General features: G+C 47.1%; 18 protein-coding genes. 8 read left to right on the forward strand and 10 right to left on the reverse strand.

What is annotated here, in order from left to right:
- The first annotated feature begins 116 nt into the window (after positions 1-116).
- The gene (gene feoB / locus ACTTHR_RS02325; RefSeq protein WP_442605044.1) at positions 117-2,642 is read left to right on the forward strand and encodes a ferrous iron transport protein B; all 2,526 of its coding nucleotides are present in this window, start codon (positions 117-119) and stop codon (positions 2,640-2,642) included.
- A 39-nt stretch (positions 2,643-2,681) separates the two neighbouring features.
- On the forward strand, positions 2,682-2,879 hold the full coding sequence (locus tag ACTTHR_RS02330; protein WP_442605045.1) for a FeoB-associated Cys-rich membrane protein: 198 nt from the start codon (positions 2,682-2,684) through the stop codon (positions 2,877-2,879).
- Between the two features lie 73 nt (positions 2,880-2,952).
- Here ACTTHR_RS02330 and ACTTHR_RS02335 read toward each other — a convergent pair whose 3' ends face one another.
- The 10 genes from ACTTHR_RS02335 to ACTTHR_RS02380 all read right to left on the reverse strand — a co-directional run bounded on the left by ACTTHR_RS02335 (position 2,953) and on the right by ACTTHR_RS02380 (position 13,996).
- On the reverse strand, positions 2,953-4,233 hold the full coding sequence (locus ACTTHR_RS02335) for a hypothetical protein (protein ID WP_442605046.1): 1,281 nt from the start codon (positions 4,231-4,233) through the stop codon (positions 2,953-2,955).
- A gap of 48 nt (positions 4,234-4,281) precedes the next feature.
- Complete coding sequence (locus tag ACTTHR_RS02340; protein WP_442605047.1) at positions 4,282-5,496, reverse strand: hypothetical protein; 1,215 nt, start codon at positions 5,494-5,496, stop codon at positions 4,282-4,284.
- A gap of 11 nt (positions 5,497-5,507) precedes the next feature.
- Positions 5,508-6,455 (reverse strand): hypothetical protein, encoded by a 948-nt coding sequence (locus tag ACTTHR_RS02345; RefSeq protein ID WP_442605048.1) that lies wholly within the window; start codon positions 6,453-6,455, stop codon positions 5,508-5,510.
- Positions 6,456-6,470: 15 nt separating this feature from the next.
- Positions 6,471-7,535 carry a hypothetical protein gene (locus ACTTHR_RS02350; RefSeq protein WP_442605049.1) on the reverse strand — a complete coding sequence of 355 codons (1,065 nt, stop codon included), beginning with the start codon at positions 7,533-7,535 and terminating at the stop codon, positions 6,471-6,473.
- A 472-nt stretch (positions 7,536-8,007) separates the two neighbouring features.
- The gene (locus ACTTHR_RS02355; protein ID WP_424777088.1) at positions 8,008-9,210 is read right to left on the reverse strand and encodes an OmpA family protein; all 1,203 of its coding nucleotides are present in this window, start codon (positions 9,208-9,210) and stop codon (positions 8,008-8,010) included.
- Between the two features lie 33 nt (positions 9,211-9,243).
- Positions 9,244-10,443 (reverse strand): OmpA family protein, encoded by a 1,200-nt coding sequence (locus tag ACTTHR_RS02360; protein ID WP_442605099.1) that lies wholly within the window; start codon positions 10,441-10,443, stop codon positions 9,244-9,246.
- A gap of 228 nt (positions 10,444-10,671) precedes the next feature.
- Entirely contained in the window at positions 10,672-11,640 is a 969-nt protein-coding gene (locus ACTTHR_RS02365; protein WP_442605050.1) for a DUF5106 domain-containing protein, read from the reverse strand.
- Positions 11,641-11,815: 175 nt separating this feature from the next.
- The gene (locus ACTTHR_RS02370; RefSeq protein ID WP_004332807.1) at positions 11,816-12,793 is read right to left on the reverse strand and encodes a dihydroorotate dehydrogenase-like protein; all 978 of its coding nucleotides are present in this window, start codon (positions 12,791-12,793) and stop codon (positions 11,816-11,818) included.
- 58 nt (positions 12,794-12,851) lie between these two features.
- On the reverse strand, positions 12,852-13,532 hold the full coding sequence (locus ACTTHR_RS02375) for a YggS family pyridoxal phosphate-dependent enzyme (protein WP_442605051.1): 681 nt from the start codon (positions 13,530-13,532) through the stop codon (positions 12,852-12,854).
- Positions 13,533-13,558: 26 nt separating this feature from the next.
- On the reverse strand, positions 13,559-13,996 hold the full coding sequence (locus ACTTHR_RS02380) for a DUF4494 domain-containing protein (protein ID WP_004332793.1): 438 nt from the start codon (positions 13,994-13,996) through the stop codon (positions 13,559-13,561).
- A 516-nt stretch (positions 13,997-14,512) separates the two neighbouring features.
- On the opposite strand from ACTTHR_RS02380, the gene ACTTHR_RS02385 reads away from it, so the two are divergent.
- From ACTTHR_RS02385 to ACTTHR_RS02410, 6 genes are all read left to right on the forward strand, one after another.
- The gene (locus ACTTHR_RS02385; RefSeq protein WP_442605052.1) at positions 14,513-15,343 is read left to right on the forward strand and encodes an outer membrane protein assembly factor BamD; all 831 of its coding nucleotides are present in this window, start codon (positions 14,513-14,515) and stop codon (positions 15,341-15,343) included.
- A gap of 39 nt (positions 15,344-15,382) precedes the next feature.
- Positions 15,383-15,718, forward strand: coding sequence for a DNA-directed RNA polymerase subunit omega (locus tag ACTTHR_RS02390; RefSeq protein WP_281676720.1), 336 nt, complete (start codon positions 15,383-15,385; stop codon positions 15,716-15,718).
- 44 nt (positions 15,719-15,762) lie between these two features.
- Positions 15,763-16,236, forward strand: a complete 474-nt coding sequence (locus ACTTHR_RS02395; protein ID WP_004332932.1) for a DUF4293 domain-containing protein — start codon at positions 15,763-15,765, stop codon at positions 16,234-16,236.
- A 66-nt stretch (positions 16,237-16,302) separates the two neighbouring features.
- Complete coding sequence (locus tag ACTTHR_RS02400) at positions 16,303-17,799, forward strand: IMP dehydrogenase (protein WP_442605053.1); 1,497 nt, start codon at positions 16,303-16,305, stop codon at positions 17,797-17,799.
- Between the two features lie 45 nt (positions 17,800-17,844).
- Complete coding sequence (gene miaA / locus ACTTHR_RS02405) at positions 17,845-18,819, forward strand: tRNA (adenosine(37)-N6)-dimethylallyltransferase MiaA (protein ID WP_442605054.1); 975 nt, start codon at positions 17,845-17,847, stop codon at positions 18,817-18,819.
- A gap of 26 nt (positions 18,820-18,845) precedes the next feature.
- Complete coding sequence (locus tag ACTTHR_RS02410) at positions 18,846-20,834, forward strand: DUF4954 family protein (RefSeq protein ID WP_442605055.1); 1,989 nt, start codon at positions 18,846-18,848, stop codon at positions 20,832-20,834.
- Positions 20,835-20,838: the final 4 nt, after the last annotated feature.

Genomic DNA, 20,838 nt, shown 5'->3' on the forward strand with positions numbered 1-20,838 from the left:
GGTTCTTTTTCGTCCCCTTTATAAAAGGAATATTAACCTAGAAAACCCTGAAAAATCCCTATTAGTAGGTAGTCAAGAGGCATAGTATTTTGCGATTTGTGCGGTAACTTTGCTCTATGAAGTTGTCTGATGTAAAAACAGGGAAAACAGTCCTTATCCAGAAGGTGGGAGGGCGTGGAGCATTCCGTAAAAGGATACTCGAAATGGGCTTTATTGCGGGGAAACGTGTGACAGTTGTACAGAACGCCCCCCTCAAAGACCCTGTGTACTACCGCATTATGGACTACAACGTTTCCCTCAGAAGGCAGGATGCTGCCCTCATTGATGTGGAACTAGTGGAGACCGTAGCCGAAGAATCAATAGCGAGCGAGCCTCTACTCGAAGTCCTAGCCGATGAAAGTCAAGACAACCCAATACCTACTAATAACGATTCCCAGGCTCACTCCTCTAGCCCCTCTAGCTCCCGACGCAAAAAACTGCGAGTGGCTCTCGTGGGAAACCCCAACTGCGGCAAGACCTCACTTTTCAACCTTGCCAGTGGCGCCCATGAGCATGTAGGCAATTACAGTGGAGTAACGGTGGATGCCAAAGAGGCACACTTCGACCACGGCGACTACCGCATCGAGATCGTAGACCTTCCCGGGAGTTATTCGCTATCGCCCTATAGCCCCGAAGAACTCTACATTCGTCAATTTCTCTCCAGCCCGGAAACGCGTCCGGACATCGTCATAGATGTAGTAGACACCTGCAACCTAGAGCGCAATCTCTACCTAACCATGCAGATTAAGGAGATGAAACTCCCCATGGTTGTAGCCCTCAATATGTTTGATGAGTTCGAGCAAAGCAAAAGCGAACTCAACATCAAACTCCTCTCTCAACTGCTTGATATTCCGATGGTGCCTACCGTTGGTCGTGTAGCCCGTGGGGTATCTGAGCTGTTTGATGCCGTGGTACATCTTGCAGAAAACCCCTCTACATCCGATCGAGACATCAAGATCCCTTACGGATCCATCCTAGAACCTTCTATCGAAAGCCTTACGCAAAAAATCGAGGAGCATCTCCCCCTTGCCAAACAACTCCCGGCTCGCTATATTGCAGTCAAACTCCTTGAGAAAGACCCGGAGATGGAGCAAACTACAGCCCATTTTGGGGAGAAGGGAGGCTTCATACTCTCGGCGGTGCGCTACGAGCTGGATAAGATGAAAACCAGTTTGGGAGAGCAGGATACGGAAACTCTTATAACTGACAGACGCTACGGTTACATAGCCGGAGCACTGCGAGAGACCTTACGTCCCCACAAAAGCATCGTACGTACCAAAACCGACCGTATAGACCGCTTGCTCATCAATCCTATTGCAGGATTTCCCATCTTCCTCGTCTTCATCTTCTTGATGTTTGAGTGCACCTTTATACTCGGGGCCTACCCTCAAAGTTGGATAGAGACACTCGTTCAGTATATCAGTGATGGAGTATCGAGTCTGCTCAGCGATGGCCCCCTAAAAGACCTCATTGTAGGGGGGATTATAAGCGGTGTAGGCGGAGTTATTGTATTCTTACCGCAGATCCTTATCCTCTATCTATTCATCTCGGTAATGGAAGATACGGGATATATGGCGCGCGCCGCCTTTATGATGGATAAGCTCATGCACAAGATGGGGTTACACGGCAAGTCGTTTATCCCCTTGATTATGGGCTTCGGATGTAACGTTCCGGCCATCATGTCGTCTCGGACCATAGAGAGCCGCCAAAGCCGACTCATCACCATCTTGGTAACTCCCCTGATGAGTTGCAATGCACGCCTACCGGTATATGTACTCCTAGCCGGTGCCTTCTTCCCTCGCCATGCAGGTATTGTCTTTTTTGGATTGTATCTATTGGGGATTATCCTTGCCGTATTGTTGGCACGATTGTTCCGCAAGCTATTTTTCAAACAAGAGGATATCCCATTTGTAATGGAGTTGCCTCCCTACCGTATCCCCACCTACAAGTCCGTACTTATCCACGTATGGGACAAGGCGAAAGAGTACCTACAAAAAATGGGGACCATCATCTTAGTAGCCTCCATTATTATATGGTTTTTGGGATACTTCCCGCGCGCCGAGGTCGAAAAACGCACAGAAGCTCGCATTACCGAAGTACTAAACAATGCTGAAGTTCTCTCCGCTAAAGAGAGAGAAGGAATCATTGATTCGATCCGTCTTGTAGGGCATACTGAGCAACAAGAGGGCTCTATTTTGGGACAGATGGGTAAGGCCATAGAGCCTGCACTAGCACCCCTCGGTTTCGATTGGAAGATGAGTATCGCACTCCTATCGGGTCTACCGGCCAAAGAGGTAGTGGTAGGTGCAATGGGAGTTATCTATACGGGTAATAGCGATGATAGTGACGAGGCTTCCGTACAATTATCTGAGCGCATCAAGCAAGAAGTACGCCCCGATGGAACCCGTGCATTTACCCCACTTATCGCCCTTTCTTTCATGGTATTTGTTTTGCTCTACTTCCCCTGTATCGCTACAGTAACAGCGGTAGGGCGTGAGGCAGGGAGCTATAAATGGAGTCTTTTTGTGATGGTTTACACCTGCCTCCTCGCATGGGTAACCTCGTTTTTGGTCTACCAGATTGGCTCTTGGTTAGGGTTCTAAAGGGATTTGTGGTAAGAAGATAAAGCCCCTCTAAAGAGAATGACTATACAGCTGATACTCGTATACGTTATTGTAGCTATTGCCGTAGCTGCAGCTTTTCGCTTCCTATGGCGCATTTTCTCAGCGCGGCACAAACAAGACGGCACAAAGGGCTCTTCTTGCCCGGGATGCTCGGGCTGCTGTCACACCCCCACCCCTCCCAAAAGAGAGACGAAAGCCAAAGACAAAGACGCCTAGCCCTACAACCTCCGCCCCCAAAAGCCTCCCAATCAACAAAGGGAAACGAAAAAGGGGGGCTAGAAAGGTAGAACTAGATAAGGCGGAAGGGCTTAGAATAAACGAGTTGCTCCCCTTTGAGAACTTCAATACGATAGGAACCCTCTCTCCAATCAGCTACAAGACCGGGACTTAGTACAGTACGAACCCCCTCTCCGAGAAGCAATGTTTGCAATGGAATCTCTACAGATGCCATTAAGTAATGATCTTCCGTACGATACACATCACACCTTAGATCTATCGTAGCTTCCTCCAATTCTTTATACTCAATAGCAATCCACAGGCAATGATCTACCCGCGCTTTCGAAGAAAAATCGTTGGGTCTATCAGAGGTTTGACTTGTAGTTGCAACGCCAGCCCCCTTGATAATAATCGGCATATCTTGTGCCAGGCCTTCGAGTAAAGACCGCGCTTCGCGATGCTCTTGCTGCTCCCTCTGATACGAATAGGCAAGCTCCTGATTATCCTGCTCCAGCTTTTCGTTCCTCTTCGCAAGCATTTCTTTTTGGGAAGTTTGCTCTTTGGCATCTTGCTGCACTAAGCGCAAATTGTATCCTAAGAAGAAGAAACCTCCCAACCCGATGAGTACTAAAAGCACGACACATAGGGTTAGAATCGAGACCTTCTTATACTGTTTCTTTTGGCGCAACAACTTTTCATACTCACTTTTTAGCGTCAAAAGCTCCCCTCGAGCAGCGTCTCGCTCCGTTGATAGGCGGTTAAGTTGCTCACTATACTGCTTAAGGGAAGAGTCTTGATAGACCTCATTACGCACCACTGCTACCACTCCATATCTTGCCGTGGCAGAGAGAATCGCATTATCCCCCTCCGCAAGAGGTAGCGTGCAATAGCTACTTCCCTCTATACTATAGTTGGTAGGCGGAAGCATCTCTAGAGGAATATGCAAGGCAAGCGCCTCCCCCCTCAGGTGGTGCACTACCCTATCCAACAAAGCAACTTGGGAAGAGAAGGGCTGCTCTGTACGCCTAAGCCGACCATAATCATCGAGAGTTAGCAATGTCTTCTCAAGGGCTAAACGCTGTATCTGAGCCTCCGAAAACTCAAGAAGCTGCTCAAAATGCCCCGTGACTTGCTCTCCATTTACAAGTAAAGCAAAGCCGAGATACTCCCTAGATGTCGGCTCTAGAAGGCATATATAGGCGTAGAACACAAGTTCGCCCTCCCGATGTATCACGAGCTGCCTTGGCTCTGTACAGAGCGCAACCAAACGCTTAAAAAGCGGTGCTAGCGAGTCGTTAGGGTATTGATCGTGCTGTGCAGAGGCTCCGGAGAAGAGGTAGACAGAACAATTCATTGGGGTATAAGTCTAGATCATGGAAGGGAGAAAAACGGAGCTAGCGACCTAGTGCACAAGTGTAGCAGAATCGCAAGCCGAGAGATCGGCAGAGTCTATTACGGATTTTTCCAAATAGATTGTATCATGTTGAATAGGTAGAGGGGTAGGCATATTATCGCCTTTACTAGGACGAAAAAAGACCAAAACCACTGTGAGCAACAGGGCGCATATAAGAGTTAAAACTAAGTTGGCAATAGGCATCCATCGGCCCAAAGAGGCAGCCTTAGAGGTTGATTTCTCTTGTCTACCAGTTGCGGAAGATTGCTGAGAGTGCCCAAGCCCAAACAAAGAGAGAATAGCCTGAGCGAGTCTCTTTAGGTCAGACTCGTTATGGACTAGATACTCATGCACCTCTTGGGTCTGGAGCTTTGTTTTTATCTGCTCTACCTGCTTTGCGAGACTATTCTTTTCCTCCGTAAGAGTACGTATCTGCTCTTGAGATTTCTTCTTATCGGCAGCATTTTCTTGAGCAAGCTGATCTATTTTGCTCTGCCATTGCTGCTCTACAGAAGTCGTAGCCTGCTCATGAGCCTTTTGCATTTCGGCTAGCTTCCTACTCGCTCCAGACTCAGACGCCTCTAGTTTATGGTGCAATTCTTCCACCTGACTCGCTAGCGCTTGGGAAGGGAATTCGTCCGAAATCTCAACCGAATTATCTTGTAAAAGAAGACTCACTACACGACTTTCTGCAAGATCTAAGCGATTGATCCGCACGACACCTGCCCTAGAAGCTTCCTTCTTTTCTTCCCGAGGGATAGGAGCAAAGCCTGCAAGACCGATATTTTCTTTGATGTAGTTAGCAACAAACTGCTCTAATTCGGAGATGTAACTCCCTCCTAAAGAAGAGAGTTTGGAGCTAACAAACTGCACTTTCCCCCCCTCTTTCGTGCGAACTATGCGCCCGAGCACCTTGGTAAGATAGAGAGCCTTGAGTAGATCGTAGATCTGACCTGTATTACGAGCTAGGGAATCGAGCTGTAAAGAGAGCGCTACATAGCCGCCTTCTCGGCCATCATCGCCCAAAACGCCACGAGCTATCACCAACGAATAAAATAGGGCACTATTCTCTCCGATAGTCAGCCTATCCACTCGTAGCTTTTCAGCTATCTCTGAAGTATTTGCAGCGTAAAAAGTTTGAACAAACCGACCAAAAACTTCAGAAGAATTACCCAGCAATTGCTGGCCATTTGGGGTACCGTGTACAAATATCTCAAACTGCATAATGCTATCAACTATCCTCTAATATGACGCTGAATGATCTTCCAAAACTCTGCCACGTACTCCTCAGGTCCCTCCTGAAAGGTGAGCGTACCATCAACAGCCGCCACATAGTCGCCCGTGTGCATCGTGACAAAATCAAAATTATATTGATGGAAGAAAGAGGTTATGGGGTTAGTATTGCGGAATGGAACAAATAGATTTGGATAAAGAAAACTAACCTGCTGCAGAGCCTGCTGACGATGCACTCGCCCCGGAGCAATTACATAGTTCGTCTTATCAATCTTATTGAGAACAAAAATCGCCTTATCGTGTGCACGACTCCTATTCTTGACCATCTCAATACGCTTTACATAGTTCCTTCGATCCTGATCTTCTCGCCAAATGGGCTCCAAGAAGAAAAGCCAAATCTTGCGACTTGTCATATTGATGATCTTATTGAAGTAGGCCGGGAAGTCTGCCATGGGGTTCTCCGGATTGAAATAATACTCCCCGGGAGCCTCTAGGATCTGACAAACTCGACGTCCCTCCTTAAGCACCTCAACGAGCATAAAACTCACGTTACTTGTAGCCTTAGCTGCATCAGAACTATTGATCATGGCATTGAAATTCTCGCACAACTCCCGATAATTCTTATCGTAACTTGGGCGGAAACTGGGGATAGGAGCTACCGTATAGCCCTTCTTCTGCAAGTAACGAGTGAGACGAATGAGCGTCATCGTTTTTCCGCACGAGGGGGGACCAAACAACATAAGCAGCGGAGCTTCTGTATCGGCAATGGTTACATTTATCTTGTTCGCATCGTTCATCTCAATCTCGCTAAGTCCGATATTCGACTCAGACGAGTAAGAGGATGGCTGCGAATACTCCACTACCGAGGGAGCCTGTGTAGCTACCTCCTCTTGCTGCAAAGAGGGTGAAGATTGCAACTCCTCATTATTATCAAAATTGATATTTGCCATAGTGTGAAGGGTGTATTAAAGGGATTCTCTTTTCTTAAAAGCAAGATCGAAAAAGATAAAGGCGGCTATATCGACAAGGAACGAGAGTATCACCCAGAAGATAATACCACGGCCTGCATACTTTCCTCCCAAGAAGTCTTTCCAAACATCAAAGACGCTAAGCATGCGAGAAGTCTTTGTCACAGGACGCTCCGAGAGGTACACCTCCTTGTCCTCGGGCTTTATCTCTACAAAGTGCTGATAGTTCTTAATTGTAGCATAGGACTTCTTAAGCTCCATATCCGTCTGATTGATGAGATCTTCGTCAATCTTCTTGGCATTGGCCATATCCGTAATTTTGGCGGACATTGTCTCCAGTTCCCGAAGACGTTCCTCAGCTTCCGGCTTATATTCAAGAGCTTGTACATTGGTCATCTGGCGAGCAATCTCCATCTTTCTTCTCTCCAGCATTTCTACAATGGTCTTGCGATACTGCTCTTTGAGGCTCTTAATCTGGCTAGGAGTACTACCCGTATACGAAAGAGTTGGGATCTGAGCTACCTGTAAAGTCTGGGCAATCTTGGCAAGGTGGAACTTTGCACGATCTCCAAAACCGGGGTTTGCAAGATTATCAATCTCGCCTTCCAATGCAATGAGCTGGGCATTCACAATAGCACTTACACTATCCTGCACCCTTTTCACTTCGCTCTCGCCCTTAGCATCACTCGCGAGATTTTGCAAGTAGGTACGAGTAGCGGCGATGTCATCTATCACGACATCCACAATAGCACTCCGGTAAAAAAACGTATGTGTATTGGTGGGGAAACTACATACAATCCAGAAGAAAAGAGCCAACAAAATACCCCCTACAAACTTTGCTCTACGTTTCTCCACATATATAGATTGGTTCAAACTATCCACAATCATCTTGGTGCCGTAGGACGCCACTACGTAGAACCCTATGGTTACAATCCAACATAAAATAGAGGGCCAATTGGGCAACAAAAGGTGTAACGACTCGGCAGTAGCCCAGCAGCTAACAGCCGCAAAGGCAATAAAACCAAGAAGTGAAAAGAGTTTGAGAAGTCCTTTTGAATTCATTTTATTTGCTGATTAATTCTTTTCTACGAAGGAGTTTCTTATCGAGAGTGGAGCGAGAGCGAATGAGTCTCTCTGTACTCACAACCACAATCTAGTGAGGTCCCCTATCAATAGGTGGATACAATCCTCTAAGAAGTAGGCTCTTTCCAATACTCTAGTTGCAAACGATCTCGAAAGCTATCTCCTACGACCTACTCATTCCTTGCAGTAGAGCTCCGCCTAGAGTTACAAGCTGTCTTGATAGTAGTCTCTCCTCCTTTATTTAATGTACATCAGACGAGATATCTAACATTTCCTCTCAACAAGAGCTCTTTTATATCCAGAGTTCTCGCCTAATATGAGGTGCAAAAAACACCTCGGCACAAAGGTAGAATTTTTTATTCACTAAGGTAGAAGAGATAAGAAAAAAGGGTGCGCCTACTTGAGACGCACCCTATATTAGGTGATGATAGAGTAATCTATCAGAGGAGTTTTACTCAGCAGTCATGATAACTACACGGTTCCACTCGTTGGTTTCGTAAGGTTGTACAGTGTCACCCTTGAAGTCAACTTCGATCATATCTTCAGATACGCCATACTTTTCTACAAGAGCCTTAGCTACAGCCTTAGCACGACGTTCAGAGAGTGTCATGTTGATGCTAGGGTTACCCGTAGCCTCATCAGCATAACCTACAACGTAGATCTTGCTATTGTTTTCAAGAGCATATCTAGCAGTGTTGTAGATATTGATGTACTGATTCTGATCGATCTTAGCGCTAGCAATGCGGAAGTAAACAACATTGCTTACAACAGTCTTCACTTCTGTAGTCTGAGAAGGTTCAACCTCGGGGCATTCGGGGCAGTAAGCAGGACGCTTAGCGAGCTCTGCATTTTCTGCACGGAGGTTATTGATCTGACCATTGAGATCATTTACGAGAGCCCAATCCATAGGAGTAAGAACATCCCACTCAGGCTTACCGAGGTTGAAGCCAAGACCTGCTGTAGCGAATGCCATAAGGTCAGCACCTTGCTTCTTCCAAGAAGTACCCATCATGTTAGTCTTTGTTGCCAACATTTGAGCTTCGAGGTTGAGGTCTACACGACGACCAAGACGGAACTTGAAGATAACACCGGCATCTACTACACCACCGAAGTCGTTAGTTGTAGCACCAGCAACACGCTTAGTAGCGTCGAAAACATCGCCGAAGGCACCACCAGTAGTAGTATGATGCTTGTAACCAGCACCAAGACCTACGTAAGGTACAAGGTGGAATACACGCTTAGCATTGTACTTTGCAAAGTAGTTTACAACATCAAACATGAAGTCGTAGTGAGCTACTGCGAAGAGGTTATTGTATGCTTGATTTGTACCAGCAGCATCCATAACAAAACCCTTCATATTCCAGCCTCCGAGCTGTACACGAGTAGCGAACCAAGGCTCATGCCATTGGCCTAGACCAAGCTGAACGATGGGATAAATACGATCTGTGAGAGAAGCCTTATTGTTGGCTTCACCAAAAGGAAGCATCCCAACACCACCCTGAATTTCGAGGAACCAGTGATCACAACCTCTATCACGATTGAATACAGTCTTGTGACCAGATTTATTGGGAGTTGCTACTTCCTGCTGAGCTTGTGCACCAAGAGACAGTGCGAAGCTACCCATGAGGGCGAGCATTAATACTTTAGCTTTCATATCTATTCTTCTAATTTTCTGGTTAGTGATTTATTACTTTGAACGAACAATAACTACGCGGTTCCAAGCACGAGTATCGAACTGTTCAGTCTCACCCTGCCATTCTACATTGATCATGTCCGAAGGAACATCATACTTAGTAGTAAGGATGTTTGCAACAGCCTTAGCACGACGTTCAGAGAGAGCAAGGTTGTAATTTGCATTACCCGTTACGTCAGCAAAACCGATTACAGTGATGGGTTGATTGCTTTCCTTCACGAACTTAGCGATTTCGTAAAGTACGATTTCCTGGTTAGGAGTTAGCTTATCAGAGTCAAACTTGAAGGTGATAGCTTTTTCGCTTAATCCAGCAACAACCTTTGCTTCAGGAGCTACAACCTCGGGGCATTCGGGGCAAGAAACAGGACGTTTTGCAAGCTCTGCATTTTCTGCACGGAGGCTATTGATCTGACCATTAAGATCGTTGATAAGATCCATGTCCATAGGAGTAATAGTTTCCCATTCTACCTTACCGAGGTTGAAGTTAAGACCGGCAGTCACTACACCAAGAAGCCCATTGTAGGCCTTCACACCTACAGGCATGTAAGTTGCGCTAGCGTCTGCATAATCGAAATCCTTCTTTACAATATTGAGGTTATTGTAAATAGCTTGAGCTTCAAGCACGAAGTCTACACGCTTGCCAAGACGGAAAGCCATCTGAGCACCAACGTTAGCAGCTACGGAATGACGATAAGGTTCACTCATAGAGAAGAAGCTAGAGAAATCCTTAAAGTCATTGTAGTACTTGAAGTTGTACCCTACCCCTGCAAAAGGAATGAGGTGGAATACACGCTTAGCGTTGTACTTAGAATAATAGTTTACTACGTCAAACATAAAATCAAAGAAAGCACCAGCCATTGCAGTATTGTTGGTCACAATATCATTAGCAGCGTTCTTATAGTATGTAGGCGTAGGACCAGCCATAAGTTGCAAACGGGTTGCAAAATAAGGATTATGCCATTTACCGATTGAGAGGGTAGGCATAACGTGGAGACGCTTTACGATGTCTTGGGCTTCGTTGCCAGCAATAAATTGTGCACTAACACCACCTTGCAAAGTGATAAACCAGTGCCCCCCAGAACGATCAAAAGCTGTCTTACGAGCAGGAAGTTGGTTTTCCGGCGCCGTAGTCTGGGCACTTGCTGAGAGTGCCATAGCTCCCATCAATGAGAGCAGTAAGTACTTTACCTTCATAATTTTACTATTCAAATTGTTAGCATTTTTCTTTGTTCTTCTTGTCAACTCTATACTATGTTTTCCTGCGCAAAGGTAAGAGTTAATTCGAAATGGGCAACATGGAACTATTTGATAAGCCGCCCTATCGTCCTCAATCCTTACGTATAACGCAAGTAGAATCGCCATTCTTAAATACAAAAGTAGTACTTTCTTATTTAATAATGCACTTTGCAAAAGTTGAAAGCCCTAGGGGAGTTCCTCAAGAGACTCCCTAATCTCACTAAGGGAACGATCTTTGAGGAGTACAATTCCCTTGGCATCCAATAAAAGAAGTGTAGGGCTAGCCTTCAAATCGTAGAGGGGAACATTTACAATTCTACCATCACTGTTAAATCCCTTGATCCCAAAAGAAGGGAGTTCGTCAATGGTACGAGACCATTCATCTGAGTCCGTTTCGGAGTCTATAAATAGGATATTAAGGCGACCTGCCTGTACTCTATTTTGGAAAAAAGCATCCTGCTGAAGTTCCTCAACAGCGCGTTTACAACTTTGACAACCAGGCGAATAGAAGAACAGCAATGTAGGCTTTCCTCGCATATCACTAAGCCGCCCCACCTCGCCTGTAGGCTGGATAAATGAGAATTGCTCGGCAGGCGTACCAACCCTATTGCGTGCCATTAGAAGGAGACGATGCTTTGCACGTTCCAACTGGGCGAGAGAAGCCTTAGGCGAATGGGTTATCCACTCTACAATGGGATAGTAATACTCCTCATTGAAGAAGGGCGAATTAGGCTCAAAAAGGTACTTCTCGTATAGATCGACAAATAGGGAAAAGAGCTCCCCTCGGGAGGACTCTAAAGGCTGAAGCATAGGCTTCTTTACCTGCTCGAGAGGGAGGCGAGTGGCAATACCAAGAAAGTTCGCCATAGACTGTTCTATTCGTGCAGGACGCTTTGTGAGTTCAGGGTCATTAAAATCACATTCATCCCAAAAATGAGCAACAAAATAGGCAGCTCGCTCATCCACGTTCTGGATAGTCATGGGGATTGTAGGCGAGGGGAAAGCCGGTGTTATATCAGAGGTATCCACGCACTCCAATGAGTCTTTTTCCATCGTATGCCCATTTTTGCAACTTTGGCAGCTCGCAAACGATGAAAGCCCCATCATGGAGAAGAGCCCTAATAATAGGATCTGTGTAAGACGACGTCTATTCATATCTATTAGTTTTATAGGAAATATCTTTCTTCAATAACACCACATATCTCTCAATTAAGAAAGATCTAGACTCCTAGAGAATGAGGAGATCTCCCTCTTTTGATGGGCGGAGACGAAAGCGAGGCACTCATTAGGGCGCACCACTCTCGTCTCTATCTCCTCTGGAATATTGTATTTATTCGTGCGATGTGAAATACTTCATAAACTGCATACGCGTGTACTGCGTTGCATCAGCACCCTGATCGGCCTTGAGCTTACCACGGAACTCATGCACAGCATTGTACTGCTTACGCTCCATCCATGCAGTAAGTCCGGCGAGTACCTCTTGGATGTATTGAGCACCATTCTTATAGAGAGCAGAACACATCTGTACGGAAGAAGCTCCTGCGAGAAGAGCCTTAATAACGCCTTCACTCGTGTGAATACCGGTAGATGCCGACACAGGGAAGTTGGCGATCTGACCAGCAATAAGACCCGTATAGCGGAGTGTATCGGAGAGATCAACAGCAGTAGTGAATACTTCGCCACCTGAAATACGTTCGTTCTCTATGTCAATATCCATTTGGTAAGAACGATTGAACAAGGTAACACCAGCTGCCCCCACGAGGCGAAGTTTGTCTACCATGGCAGGGAGGCAAGAGAATGTTTTTGCCAATTTCACTTGTACGGGGATTTTAACCGCCCCTGTAATTCCCTTAATGATAGCTACATAGTCATTAACCAAGTGAGTAGCATCTGCCGAAACCTTACCCTCGAGACGCATAATATTTACCTCCAAAGCGTCTACTCCCGTCTCTGCAATTTGCTTTGCATAGTTCGTCCAATCACCGGCCTTATAGCAGTTAATACTAGCGATTACGGGTACATTCACACGCTTTTTCACGTCGCGAACAAAATCAAGATACTTATTGATTTCATTGGCTTTTACGTAACCGGAAATATAGTCAGCAGCCTCGGGATAATCCGATTCGCTCGTCATAGACTTTGAGAGTGCATCTATTTGCTCCTCAAAGAGGGACTTGAGCACAACGGCACCAGCACCGGCAGCTACTAATTTTTCTATTTTCTGGGCACTATTGGTAAGCCCCGAACTACCTACTACAATGGGGTTGCGCAAAGCGATGCCCGCATAGTTTGAAGTTAAGTCTAACATATCTTCGTCTCTTTCTAAAATTATTTCTTCTCTGTATTTATAGCATAACAAGGGACTCTTAATAAGCTCGTGGTCCCATAATAGCGGTACCGATACGCACCATATTACTCCCCTCACTGAGGGCTATAGACCAATCTTCACTCATTCCCATAGAGAGGGTATCAAAGCAAGGGTATTGACTCATTATTCCCTCTTTTAAGCGGTAAAACAAGTCCCGCAACTTCGCGAACTCGGCTCGGATCTCGGCTTCGCTATCGGTATGGGTAGCCATCCCCATCAAGCCTCGCAGGCGAATGTGTGCATTCCCCTCAGCCTGCCGATCTAGCAGGGCTGCAAAAAAAGCCTCAACCTCATCATAAGGAACCCCACTCTTGGTCTCCTCTTGAGCGACATAGACTTCTACAAGACAATCTATCGTGCGATTGTGCTGAGCAGCTCGTCGCTCCACCTCATCGTATAGAGCAAGCGACTCTATACTCTGTATGGAAGTAATGAACGGAGCTATATACTTAACCTTATTCCGTTGCAAAGAGCCTATAAGATGCCAACGAATATCCTCCGGCAACTTATCCACCTTGCTCACCAACTCCTGCACACGATTCTCACCAAAGTCTCGTACTCCGGCTTCGTATGCCTCTTTTATCTCCTCCACTGTATGATACTTAGATACAACCACAAGAGTTGCATTGCTAGGGATCTGTGGACGAATCTGATCGAGCCGTTCTTGAATTGTTGCCATTAAGGGATAGGATAAAGGAGCAAGGCTTAAATTCGGAGTGTAAACACGTCCATGATATTAGTCTCTACCACAGCGGCGATGGAGTAATCGTGAGTTGTACGCGACATCTCTCGCTCTATCACAGCCACGGCATTAGCAAGCGAACTCGCCTTCACAATCATCGTCACGGGCGTTTTCTTCTCCACTCCGTTTTTCTCATCAAGTACGATAAAGAGCACTTTGCAACGATAATATTTATCGTCCTCGTCATTATCGTTCAAGAATAGCTCTGCTATTTTGGCACGTTTAATGGTGCTAATTACAATTTCTCCCGTGGAGGAGAAAGGGGTTATTTCCTCAACGAGGCGTGCTTCTGCCTCTGTTACAGACATGGCATCTACCAGATAACTCTCGGCAGACCGCTTAGAAAGCCCCGTATCTGCTAGCTTTTCATAACGAACTGAACACTCGTACCAATTATTCATAGACTATAAAATTCATTCATCCGTTGGGGATATTCTATGCCTCCCCACACTATTTCTTACAAAGGTAGATATTTTGGATAGATAAGAGAATCAGGTAATTCTCCTCTCGGTTTCGGGGAAGGGGGTAAAATCTCCCGAGTTCCGTTCTTTTCTTCACTTGTGAAACCTCAAAAAAAGCCTGCCTAACTCTCGGCTCCTTTTAGGTCTATATTTTTTTATTTCACAGGCAGCAAGCTCCCCCATTATTGGGTAAAAACGGACGGGAAATAGGGCAGCAAATTTTATAGACTTCCCCACAATCCCTAGGAAGAGATGGCTAGAATCCTCTAAGCACAAAAGCAGCAACAAAGCTATACGGGCTACCACAATAAATTGTACCTTTGCACATTGAGATATTTGTACACCAAGTAATCTCAATGGATATATCCCTCTCCTTGAGATGGGAACGTCTTCGAAAGTGGTCTTCATGTCACCACAAAGCATATAAGAGAATGTACACCTATAATATAAGAGTGCATGACAAAAGATAAAATCGTAAAGCTCCTTGTAACGGGGGGGCTAGTGCTCTTCTCCCTCCTAATCAGCAGCTGTGGAGAGATGGCTCGCATCCAAAAGAGCAACGATACCTCCCTTAAGTACGACTATGCCAAGAAGTACTTTAATCAGAAAAAATGGAGCAAGGCTTCGGAGCTTCTAGTGGACGTTGTACCCGCCTATGAGGGTACAAGCGAAGGAGCCCAGGCTCTCTATATGCTCGGGATCTCGGAGCTAGCTCTTGAGCATGGGGACATCGCCGCAGAGAGTTTTCGCCGTTACTATACGAATTATCCCAAGGGAGCAAAGGCTGAGGAGTGCAGATTCCGTGCAGGAGAGGCCTTCTACATATCCTCCCCGGAAGCTCAATTGGATCAGAATGTGACCTACACAGCCATCCAAGAGCTGCAAACATTCATCGAACTTTACCCCACCAGCGACTACAGAAAGGATGCCGAGCGCATGCTTTTCGACCTACAAGACAAGTTGGCTTACAAGGAACTAAAGAGTGCAACACTCTACTACGATATGGGTATGTACCTTGGGAATAACTACCAAAGTGCAGTAGTAACCGCCAATAATGCCCTCAAAGACTACCCTTATAGCAAGTGGCGCGAAGACTTTTACATCCTAATCCTACGTGCTACCTACCAAGAAGCGATCAACAGTGTAGTTTCCAAACAACAAGAGCGCTACCGCAATGTGATTGATCGATACTTCGCGTACGTAAACGAATTTCCCCAAGGGAAGTACACCAAAGAGGCGGATCGCATCTACAAACGCATCCAGCCTCTACTCTCAGAAGAAGCCTAAACAAAAGAAAAAGAACGATATAACTATAGAGACTCTAGAATGGAATCGAAGAAAAAACTATCTGTACCCAACGAAGCTATTACCCGCTCTACCGCCCAAATGGCAGAAAAAACGGGGAACCTCTACGAGACTGTTATGGTCATTGCTAAGCGTGCCAATCAAATTGCGCATGACCAGCAAGAGGAGCTAAAAAGCAAACTAGAAGAGTTCAATAAGGGCACAGATACCCTAGAAGAAGTATACGAAAACGCAGAGCAGATAGAGGTATCTCGCTGCTACGAACGTCTTCCCAAACCGACCTTGATAGCCACTGCCGAGTACGACAACGATGAGCTATACTTCCGTCTGGCAAGTGAAAAAGGAAAAGAAGAATAACTCAAACTAAATCTTATCCCGGCTTCGGGATCCTTCTCTATATTATGTGGCAAAGAATACAAACTCTCTGGTTGCTCCTTGCGGGGGTAGCTATGACCCTAACCCTATTCCTGCCCCTTGCACTATTCTCCACGCAGAGTGTTATGGGTGCAGAAAACTTCGAAATGTACAGCCTGTGGGTAAAGAACGCCACTGATGGCTCCATTGGCAAAGGGCTTATTACATGGGATCTTTTTGTCCTCGGCGCCCTTATCACAATGATATCATTCGCCACAATTTTCCTCTTTAAGAAGAGGAAAATCCAGATGCGTTTGTGTGTGTTCAGCATGCTTCTCGCCATAGGTTATATCATTGATTTTGCAGTACGAGCATGGCAATTCAAGGCCGTTCTCGATGCGGACTTTAGTATCAAGTTTGCTTTGGGTCTCCCCTTTATCGCCCTCGTTTTGCTCTACCTAGCCTTCCGAGGGGTACGAAAAGACGAGATCCTCGTACGCATCAGTAGCCGCATCCGCTAAGTCTCCCCTCCAATCACAATAAGCGCACCTATCCCTACACCTCAATAAAAAACGACACTCCACTGTATGGCTATTTTCCTCAAAGACGTATCACACACTTTTGGTGAATACCTTTTGGTGCCGGGGCTTACCACGCCCGAGAGCACCCCGGATAAGATTGTACTGCAAACCCCACTCTCGCGCTTTAAGCGAGGAGAGGCACCGCGCATCCGTCTGAATATCCCCTTCGTATCGGCGATTATGCAGTCGGTATCCAATGACACCTTGGCTATCGAATTGGCTCGCAATGGGGGGCTTTCGTTTATCTATGGTTCGCAGACGATTGAGGAAGAGGCCGATATGGTACGGCGTGTCAAGAAGTTCAAGGCCGGTTTTGTAACGAGTGATGCCAACCTCAGCCCTGACCAAACGCTGGCGGATGTAGTAGCCCTCACACACAAAACAGGGCACTCTACGATTGGGATAACGCATGACGGCTCTTCGCACGGCAAGCTATTGGGTATCGTTACCGGGCGAGATTATCGTTTGAGTACGGATAGTCTCGATCGCAAGATCAGCGAATTTATGACCCCGATTGAGCGCCTCCACGTGGGAGCTAAGGGCATGACATTGAGCGAGTGCAACGATCTTATCTGGAAGTTCAAACTCAACACCCTACCCATCCTAGACGAGAAGGGAAATCTCCTCTACTTCGTTTTCCGCAAAGATTACGATAGTCACAAAGAGAACCCTCTAGAGCTATCGCACCCCGAAGACAAGACACTCCTTGTGGGAGCCGGTATCAACTCTCGCGACTACCGCGAGCGTGTTCCTGCTCTTATAGAGGCAGGTGCCGATGCGCTTTGTATTGACTCCTCCGATGGTTACTCCGTATGGCAGGCAGATACCCTCAAGTGGATCCGCCAACAATATGGAGATAGCGTGGTAGTGGGAGCAGGTAACGTGGTCGATGGAGAAGGCTTCCGCTACTTAGTAGAGGCAGGTGCCGACTTTGTAAAAGTAGGTATTGGAGGAGGCTCTATCTGCATCACTCGCGAACAAAAAGGGATTGGCCGCGGTCAGGCTACAGCCGTAATAGAGGTAGCACGCGAACGCGACAAGTACTACGAAGAGACCGGCATTTACATTCCCATCTGTAGCGACGGAGGTATCGTTCACGACTACCACATGGTACTCGCATTGGCCATGGGAGCCGACTTTTTGATGATGGGGCGCTACTTTGCTCGCTTCGATGAGTCCCCCACTCGCAAGCTAAAGATCGGTGCAAACATAGTCAAGGAGTATTGGGGCGAAGGTTCCAACCGTGCTCAAAACTGGCAACGCTATGATACCGGCGGTAATGTAAAAGAAGAGATGAAATTCGAAGAAGGTGTGGATAGTTATGTGCCCTATGCCGGCCCGATGAAGGGCAATCTCGACCAAACCTTGATGAAGATCAAAGCCACCATGAGTAGCTGCGGCACTTCCAATTTGGCAGAGCTTCGCCGGAATGCCAAGATAACGCTCGTCTCTTCCACCTCTATTGTAGAGGGAGGAGCACACGATGTTATCCTCAAAGAATAGTCTACCGGAGACATTCATCTCAATCACAAGAGAGAGCTGCAGCCCATGGTTCCCCATCACCTTATCACCTTGGTTGGCCCCACAGCGTCGGGGAAAACCTCTTTAGGGGTAGCGATAGCAGCAGCTCTCTCTGGTGAGATTATCAGTGCCGATAGCCGACAAGTATATCGGCGAATGGATATAGGTACGGGAAAAGACCTGAGCGAATATACCCTGCAGGATGGCTCTTCCATTCCCTATCATCTGATTGACATTGCCAACCCCGGAGAGGTGTACGATCTCTTCCATTGGCTGGCGGCCTTTCGCACTTCATACCAAGACATACTCAATCGTGGTAAGACTCCCCTTCTAGTGGGAGGGACAGGCTTATATGTAGAGACTGCCCTCCGAGGCGACTCTCTCTCCAATGCGCCACAAAACGAGCGACTACGCAAGGAACTCTACAACCTCTCGCACGAAGATCTCAAAGATATTCTACGAAGATATGGGGGGACTCCCCGCACCGATATTGGCTCCGTTCGTCGTACCATTAGAGCTATTGAGATAGCCGCCTATTACGCTCGCTACCCGGAGCAAGACCCATGGAAAAAATCGAACGCCACGGTCAAAACCCAGGGCAACGAAGCTCAAAACTCCCCTCTAATCCTCTGTATACAACTGCCCCGAGAGGAGCGCGTCCGTCGCATTGGAGAGCGTCTCAAGAAGCGTCTTGAGGAGGGACTTATCGAAGAAGTAGAGCAATTGATTACCTCGGGAGTACCCACCGAGCGACTCATCCAATACGGACTTGAATACCGCTTTATCACGCAACACCTCCTTGGGGAGCTAAGCCGTGAAGAAATGATTGCTCGGCTAGAGATCGCCATTCGTCAGTTTGCAAAGCGTCAAATGACATGGTTCCGAGGAATGGAACGCCGGGGATACACCCTCCACTACTTAGACGGGACCCAATCCACCGATCGCCTATGCCAAGAGGCTTTGGAGTACATCGCCTCAAAGCGAGAGGGCAAACTCAACTAACATCTTCGCTATCCTAAGACATATCCATGCCTCACAACTCGGATCATACCCCAGTGTGCACGCTACGCCATCTTTCCTCAGAAGAAATTGCACAACTAGAGGCCAATCATTGTAGTGCCACCGATTGGAGTCTCATCTTTGTACCCGAAAAATTCACCCCTACGGCTTACCAATTTGTAGAGTTTAGAGGGGAATGCCACCTCGGGACTACGCTAGGGGCAACTCCTTCCCGACCGGACTTTGCTTCCCGACCAACCGGAATATATCATGCCATCATCGAAGATTGTCGTATAGGCAACGAGGTCTACATCGGGCATATTGGCAATAAAATCTCAAATTACAGCATTGGCGAAGGCAGCATTATCAGCCACGTTTTCTCCCTCACGGCTCGGCAGGGCTCTTCTTGTGGCGTAGGGACGAAAGTCTCCGTACTCGACGAGACGGGGGGTCGTGCCCTACGTATTGTACGCCATCTACCGGCAGCCGTTGCCTATTGTATGGTCTTTGGCAAGGCCGATAAAGCCCTGATGCAAGCATGGGAAGAGGCTGTAGAGATTGCCACTTCGGAGGTAGAAGAGAGAGGATATGCCGTGATTGGCAAAGATAATTTGATTGCCCAATCTGGTATTTTGGAGGATATCTCAACAGAGCACTCCTCAACAATTATCGGCGTGCAGCACCTCGCCGAGGGATACATAGGCTGCAACGTAAAGATGCAAGGGAGCATCGTCTCGGAGCATTTTATTGTAGAGGATGATACCCTTCTAGGTAATTGCTCGCTACATCACTGCTATGTAGGGGAGGGATGTAGGCTCGATGGCGGGTTTTCGGCTCATGATTCCCTCATCTTTGCCAATAGCAACCTAAGCAACGGAGAGGCATCGGCTGCTTTCCTCGGCCCCTATACGGTCTCCATGCATCGCTCGACCCTACTCATTGGGGGAGCTTTTTCCTTTTTCAATGCAGGTAGCGGTACCAACCAAAGCAACCATCAATACCGTCTAGGCCCTATACATCATGGACTCATGGAGAGAGGCGTAAAATGCTCTAGCGACTCCTATATGCTTTGGCCGGCTCGCGTAGGAGCTTTCAGCAAACTGGTGGGGAGATTCTACCGCCACCCAGACACTGCCGAATTTCCCTTCGCTGTACTCACAAGCGATGGCGGGGAAATGCAAATACAACCTGCCGTAACGATTGGGCACATCGGTACTTGGAGAGATTTTGAGAAGTGGCCCCTACGGGATAATCGCACCTCTACTCTACCCGACGATCGTCTGGTCTTCCGCCTTTGGCAACCCGCCATCATGTACCGCGTATGGCAGGGGTGGAAGCAACTCTCTCTCGCCCAAGATCTCGCCCAGGAAGGCAAATCTTACCACCATCTAATGGGAGGATGCGCTATTGCAGAAGGGGATATTACCTACGGCATCCAGCTGTACCAAGCCCTGCTCTCCGCCTATATCGGGCGACTTCTTTACTCGGAGGCTTCGCTGACCTTACCCCAACTTCTTGAGGAGTTATCAGCGATAAATCCCTCAGAATCCCCCTCTCCGGTACTTGACCTTATGGGCTTTGCCATCAGCGAAAAGGGCTACTTAGCATGGCGCAAAGAGGTTACTAAGGGAGGTATGTCTCCCTCTCAAATAAAGCAATCTCTAGAGCAACATGCCCTAAGCCAAGAGGAGGAGAAGGAATGGGCTTTACGGCTACTTCGTCAGCTCCTATCAGATGATCTAGAGGATTCTCTTCGCGCATTTATCCAAGCTATCCCCACGGCAGAGCAGCTCCTGCAAAAGCGTGTTTTCTCGGATGGTCGCAAGGAACTATCTCCCTCGCGTAGCTCTGTTGGCTTTGGGCTTCTCCCCCTACCCGAGGCAAAAAAAGCGGCAGAAGAAGATTTCTTGGCCGTGCGACAAGACCTTATAAAGCAAGACTTTGTCGGGAAACTCAAACGTGACTTCTCCCAATATATAGAGCAAGCCGAAAAGCTAAAAGAGCGACTTCTCGGATAAAAAG

Origin of the sequence: Porphyromonas endodontalis, assembly GCF_052173515.1 — a bacterium.
Taxonomy (GTDB): Bacteria; Bacteroidota; Bacteroidia; order Bacteroidales; family Porphyromonadaceae; genus Porphyromonas; species Porphyromonas endodontalis_A.

Coding starts and splice junctions, on each gene's coding strand:
- feoB (WP_442605044.1), top strand. CDS start 117: ATGAAGTTGTCTGATGTAAAAACAGGGAAAACAGTCCTTATCCAGAAG.
- ACTTHR_RS02330 (WP_442605045.1), top strand. CDS start 2,682: ATGACTATACAGCTGATACTCGTATACGTTATTGTAGCTATTGCCGTA.
- ACTTHR_RS02335 (WP_442605046.1), bottom strand. CDS start 4,233: ATGAATTGTTCTGTCTACCTCTTCTCCGGAGCCTCTGCACAGCACGAT.
- ACTTHR_RS02340 (WP_442605047.1), bottom strand. CDS start 5,496: ATGCAGTTTGAGATATTTGTACACGGTACCCCAAATGGCCAGCAATTG.
- ACTTHR_RS02345 (WP_442605048.1), bottom strand. CDS start 6,455: ATGGCAAATATCAATTTTGATAATAATGAGGAGTTGCAATCTTCACCC.
- ACTTHR_RS02350 (WP_442605049.1), bottom strand. CDS start 7,535: ATGAATTCAAAAGGACTTCTCAAACTCTTTTCACTTCTTGGTTTTATT.
- ACTTHR_RS02355 (WP_424777088.1), bottom strand. CDS start 9,210: ATGAAAGCTAAAGTATTAATGCTCGCCCTCATGGGTAGCTTCGCACTG.
- ACTTHR_RS02360 (WP_442605099.1), bottom strand. CDS start 10,443: ATGAAGGTAAAGTACTTACTGCTCTCATTGATGGGAGCTATGGCACTC.
- ACTTHR_RS02365 (WP_442605050.1), bottom strand. CDS start 11,640: ATGAATAGACGTCGTCTTACACAGATCCTATTATTAGGGCTCTTCTCC.
- ACTTHR_RS02370 (WP_004332807.1), bottom strand. CDS start 12,793: ATGTTAGACTTAACTTCAAACTATGCGGGCATCGCTTTGCGCAACCCC.
- ACTTHR_RS02375 (WP_442605051.1), bottom strand. CDS start 13,532: ATGGCAACAATTCAAGAACGGCTCGATCAGATTCGTCCACAGATCCCT.
- ACTTHR_RS02380 (WP_004332793.1), bottom strand. CDS start 13,996: ATGAATAATTGGTACGAGTGTTCAGTTCGTTATGAAAAGCTAGCAGAT.
- ACTTHR_RS02385 (WP_442605052.1), top strand. CDS start 14,513: ATGACAAAAGATAAAATCGTAAAGCTCCTTGTAACGGGGGGGCTAGTG.
- ACTTHR_RS02390 (WP_281676720.1), top strand. CDS start 15,383: ATGGAATCGAAGAAAAAACTATCTGTACCCAACGAAGCTATTACCCGC.
- ACTTHR_RS02395 (WP_004332932.1), top strand. CDS start 15,763: ATGTGGCAAAGAATACAAACTCTCTGGTTGCTCCTTGCGGGGGTAGCT.
- ACTTHR_RS02400 (WP_442605053.1), top strand. CDS start 16,303: ATGGCTATTTTCCTCAAAGACGTATCACACACTTTTGGTGAATACCTT.
- miaA (WP_442605054.1), top strand. CDS start 17,845: ATGGTTCCCCATCACCTTATCACCTTGGTTGGCCCCACAGCGTCGGGG.
- ACTTHR_RS02410 (WP_442605055.1), top strand. CDS start 18,846: ATGCCTCACAACTCGGATCATACCCCAGTGTGCACGCTACGCCATCTT.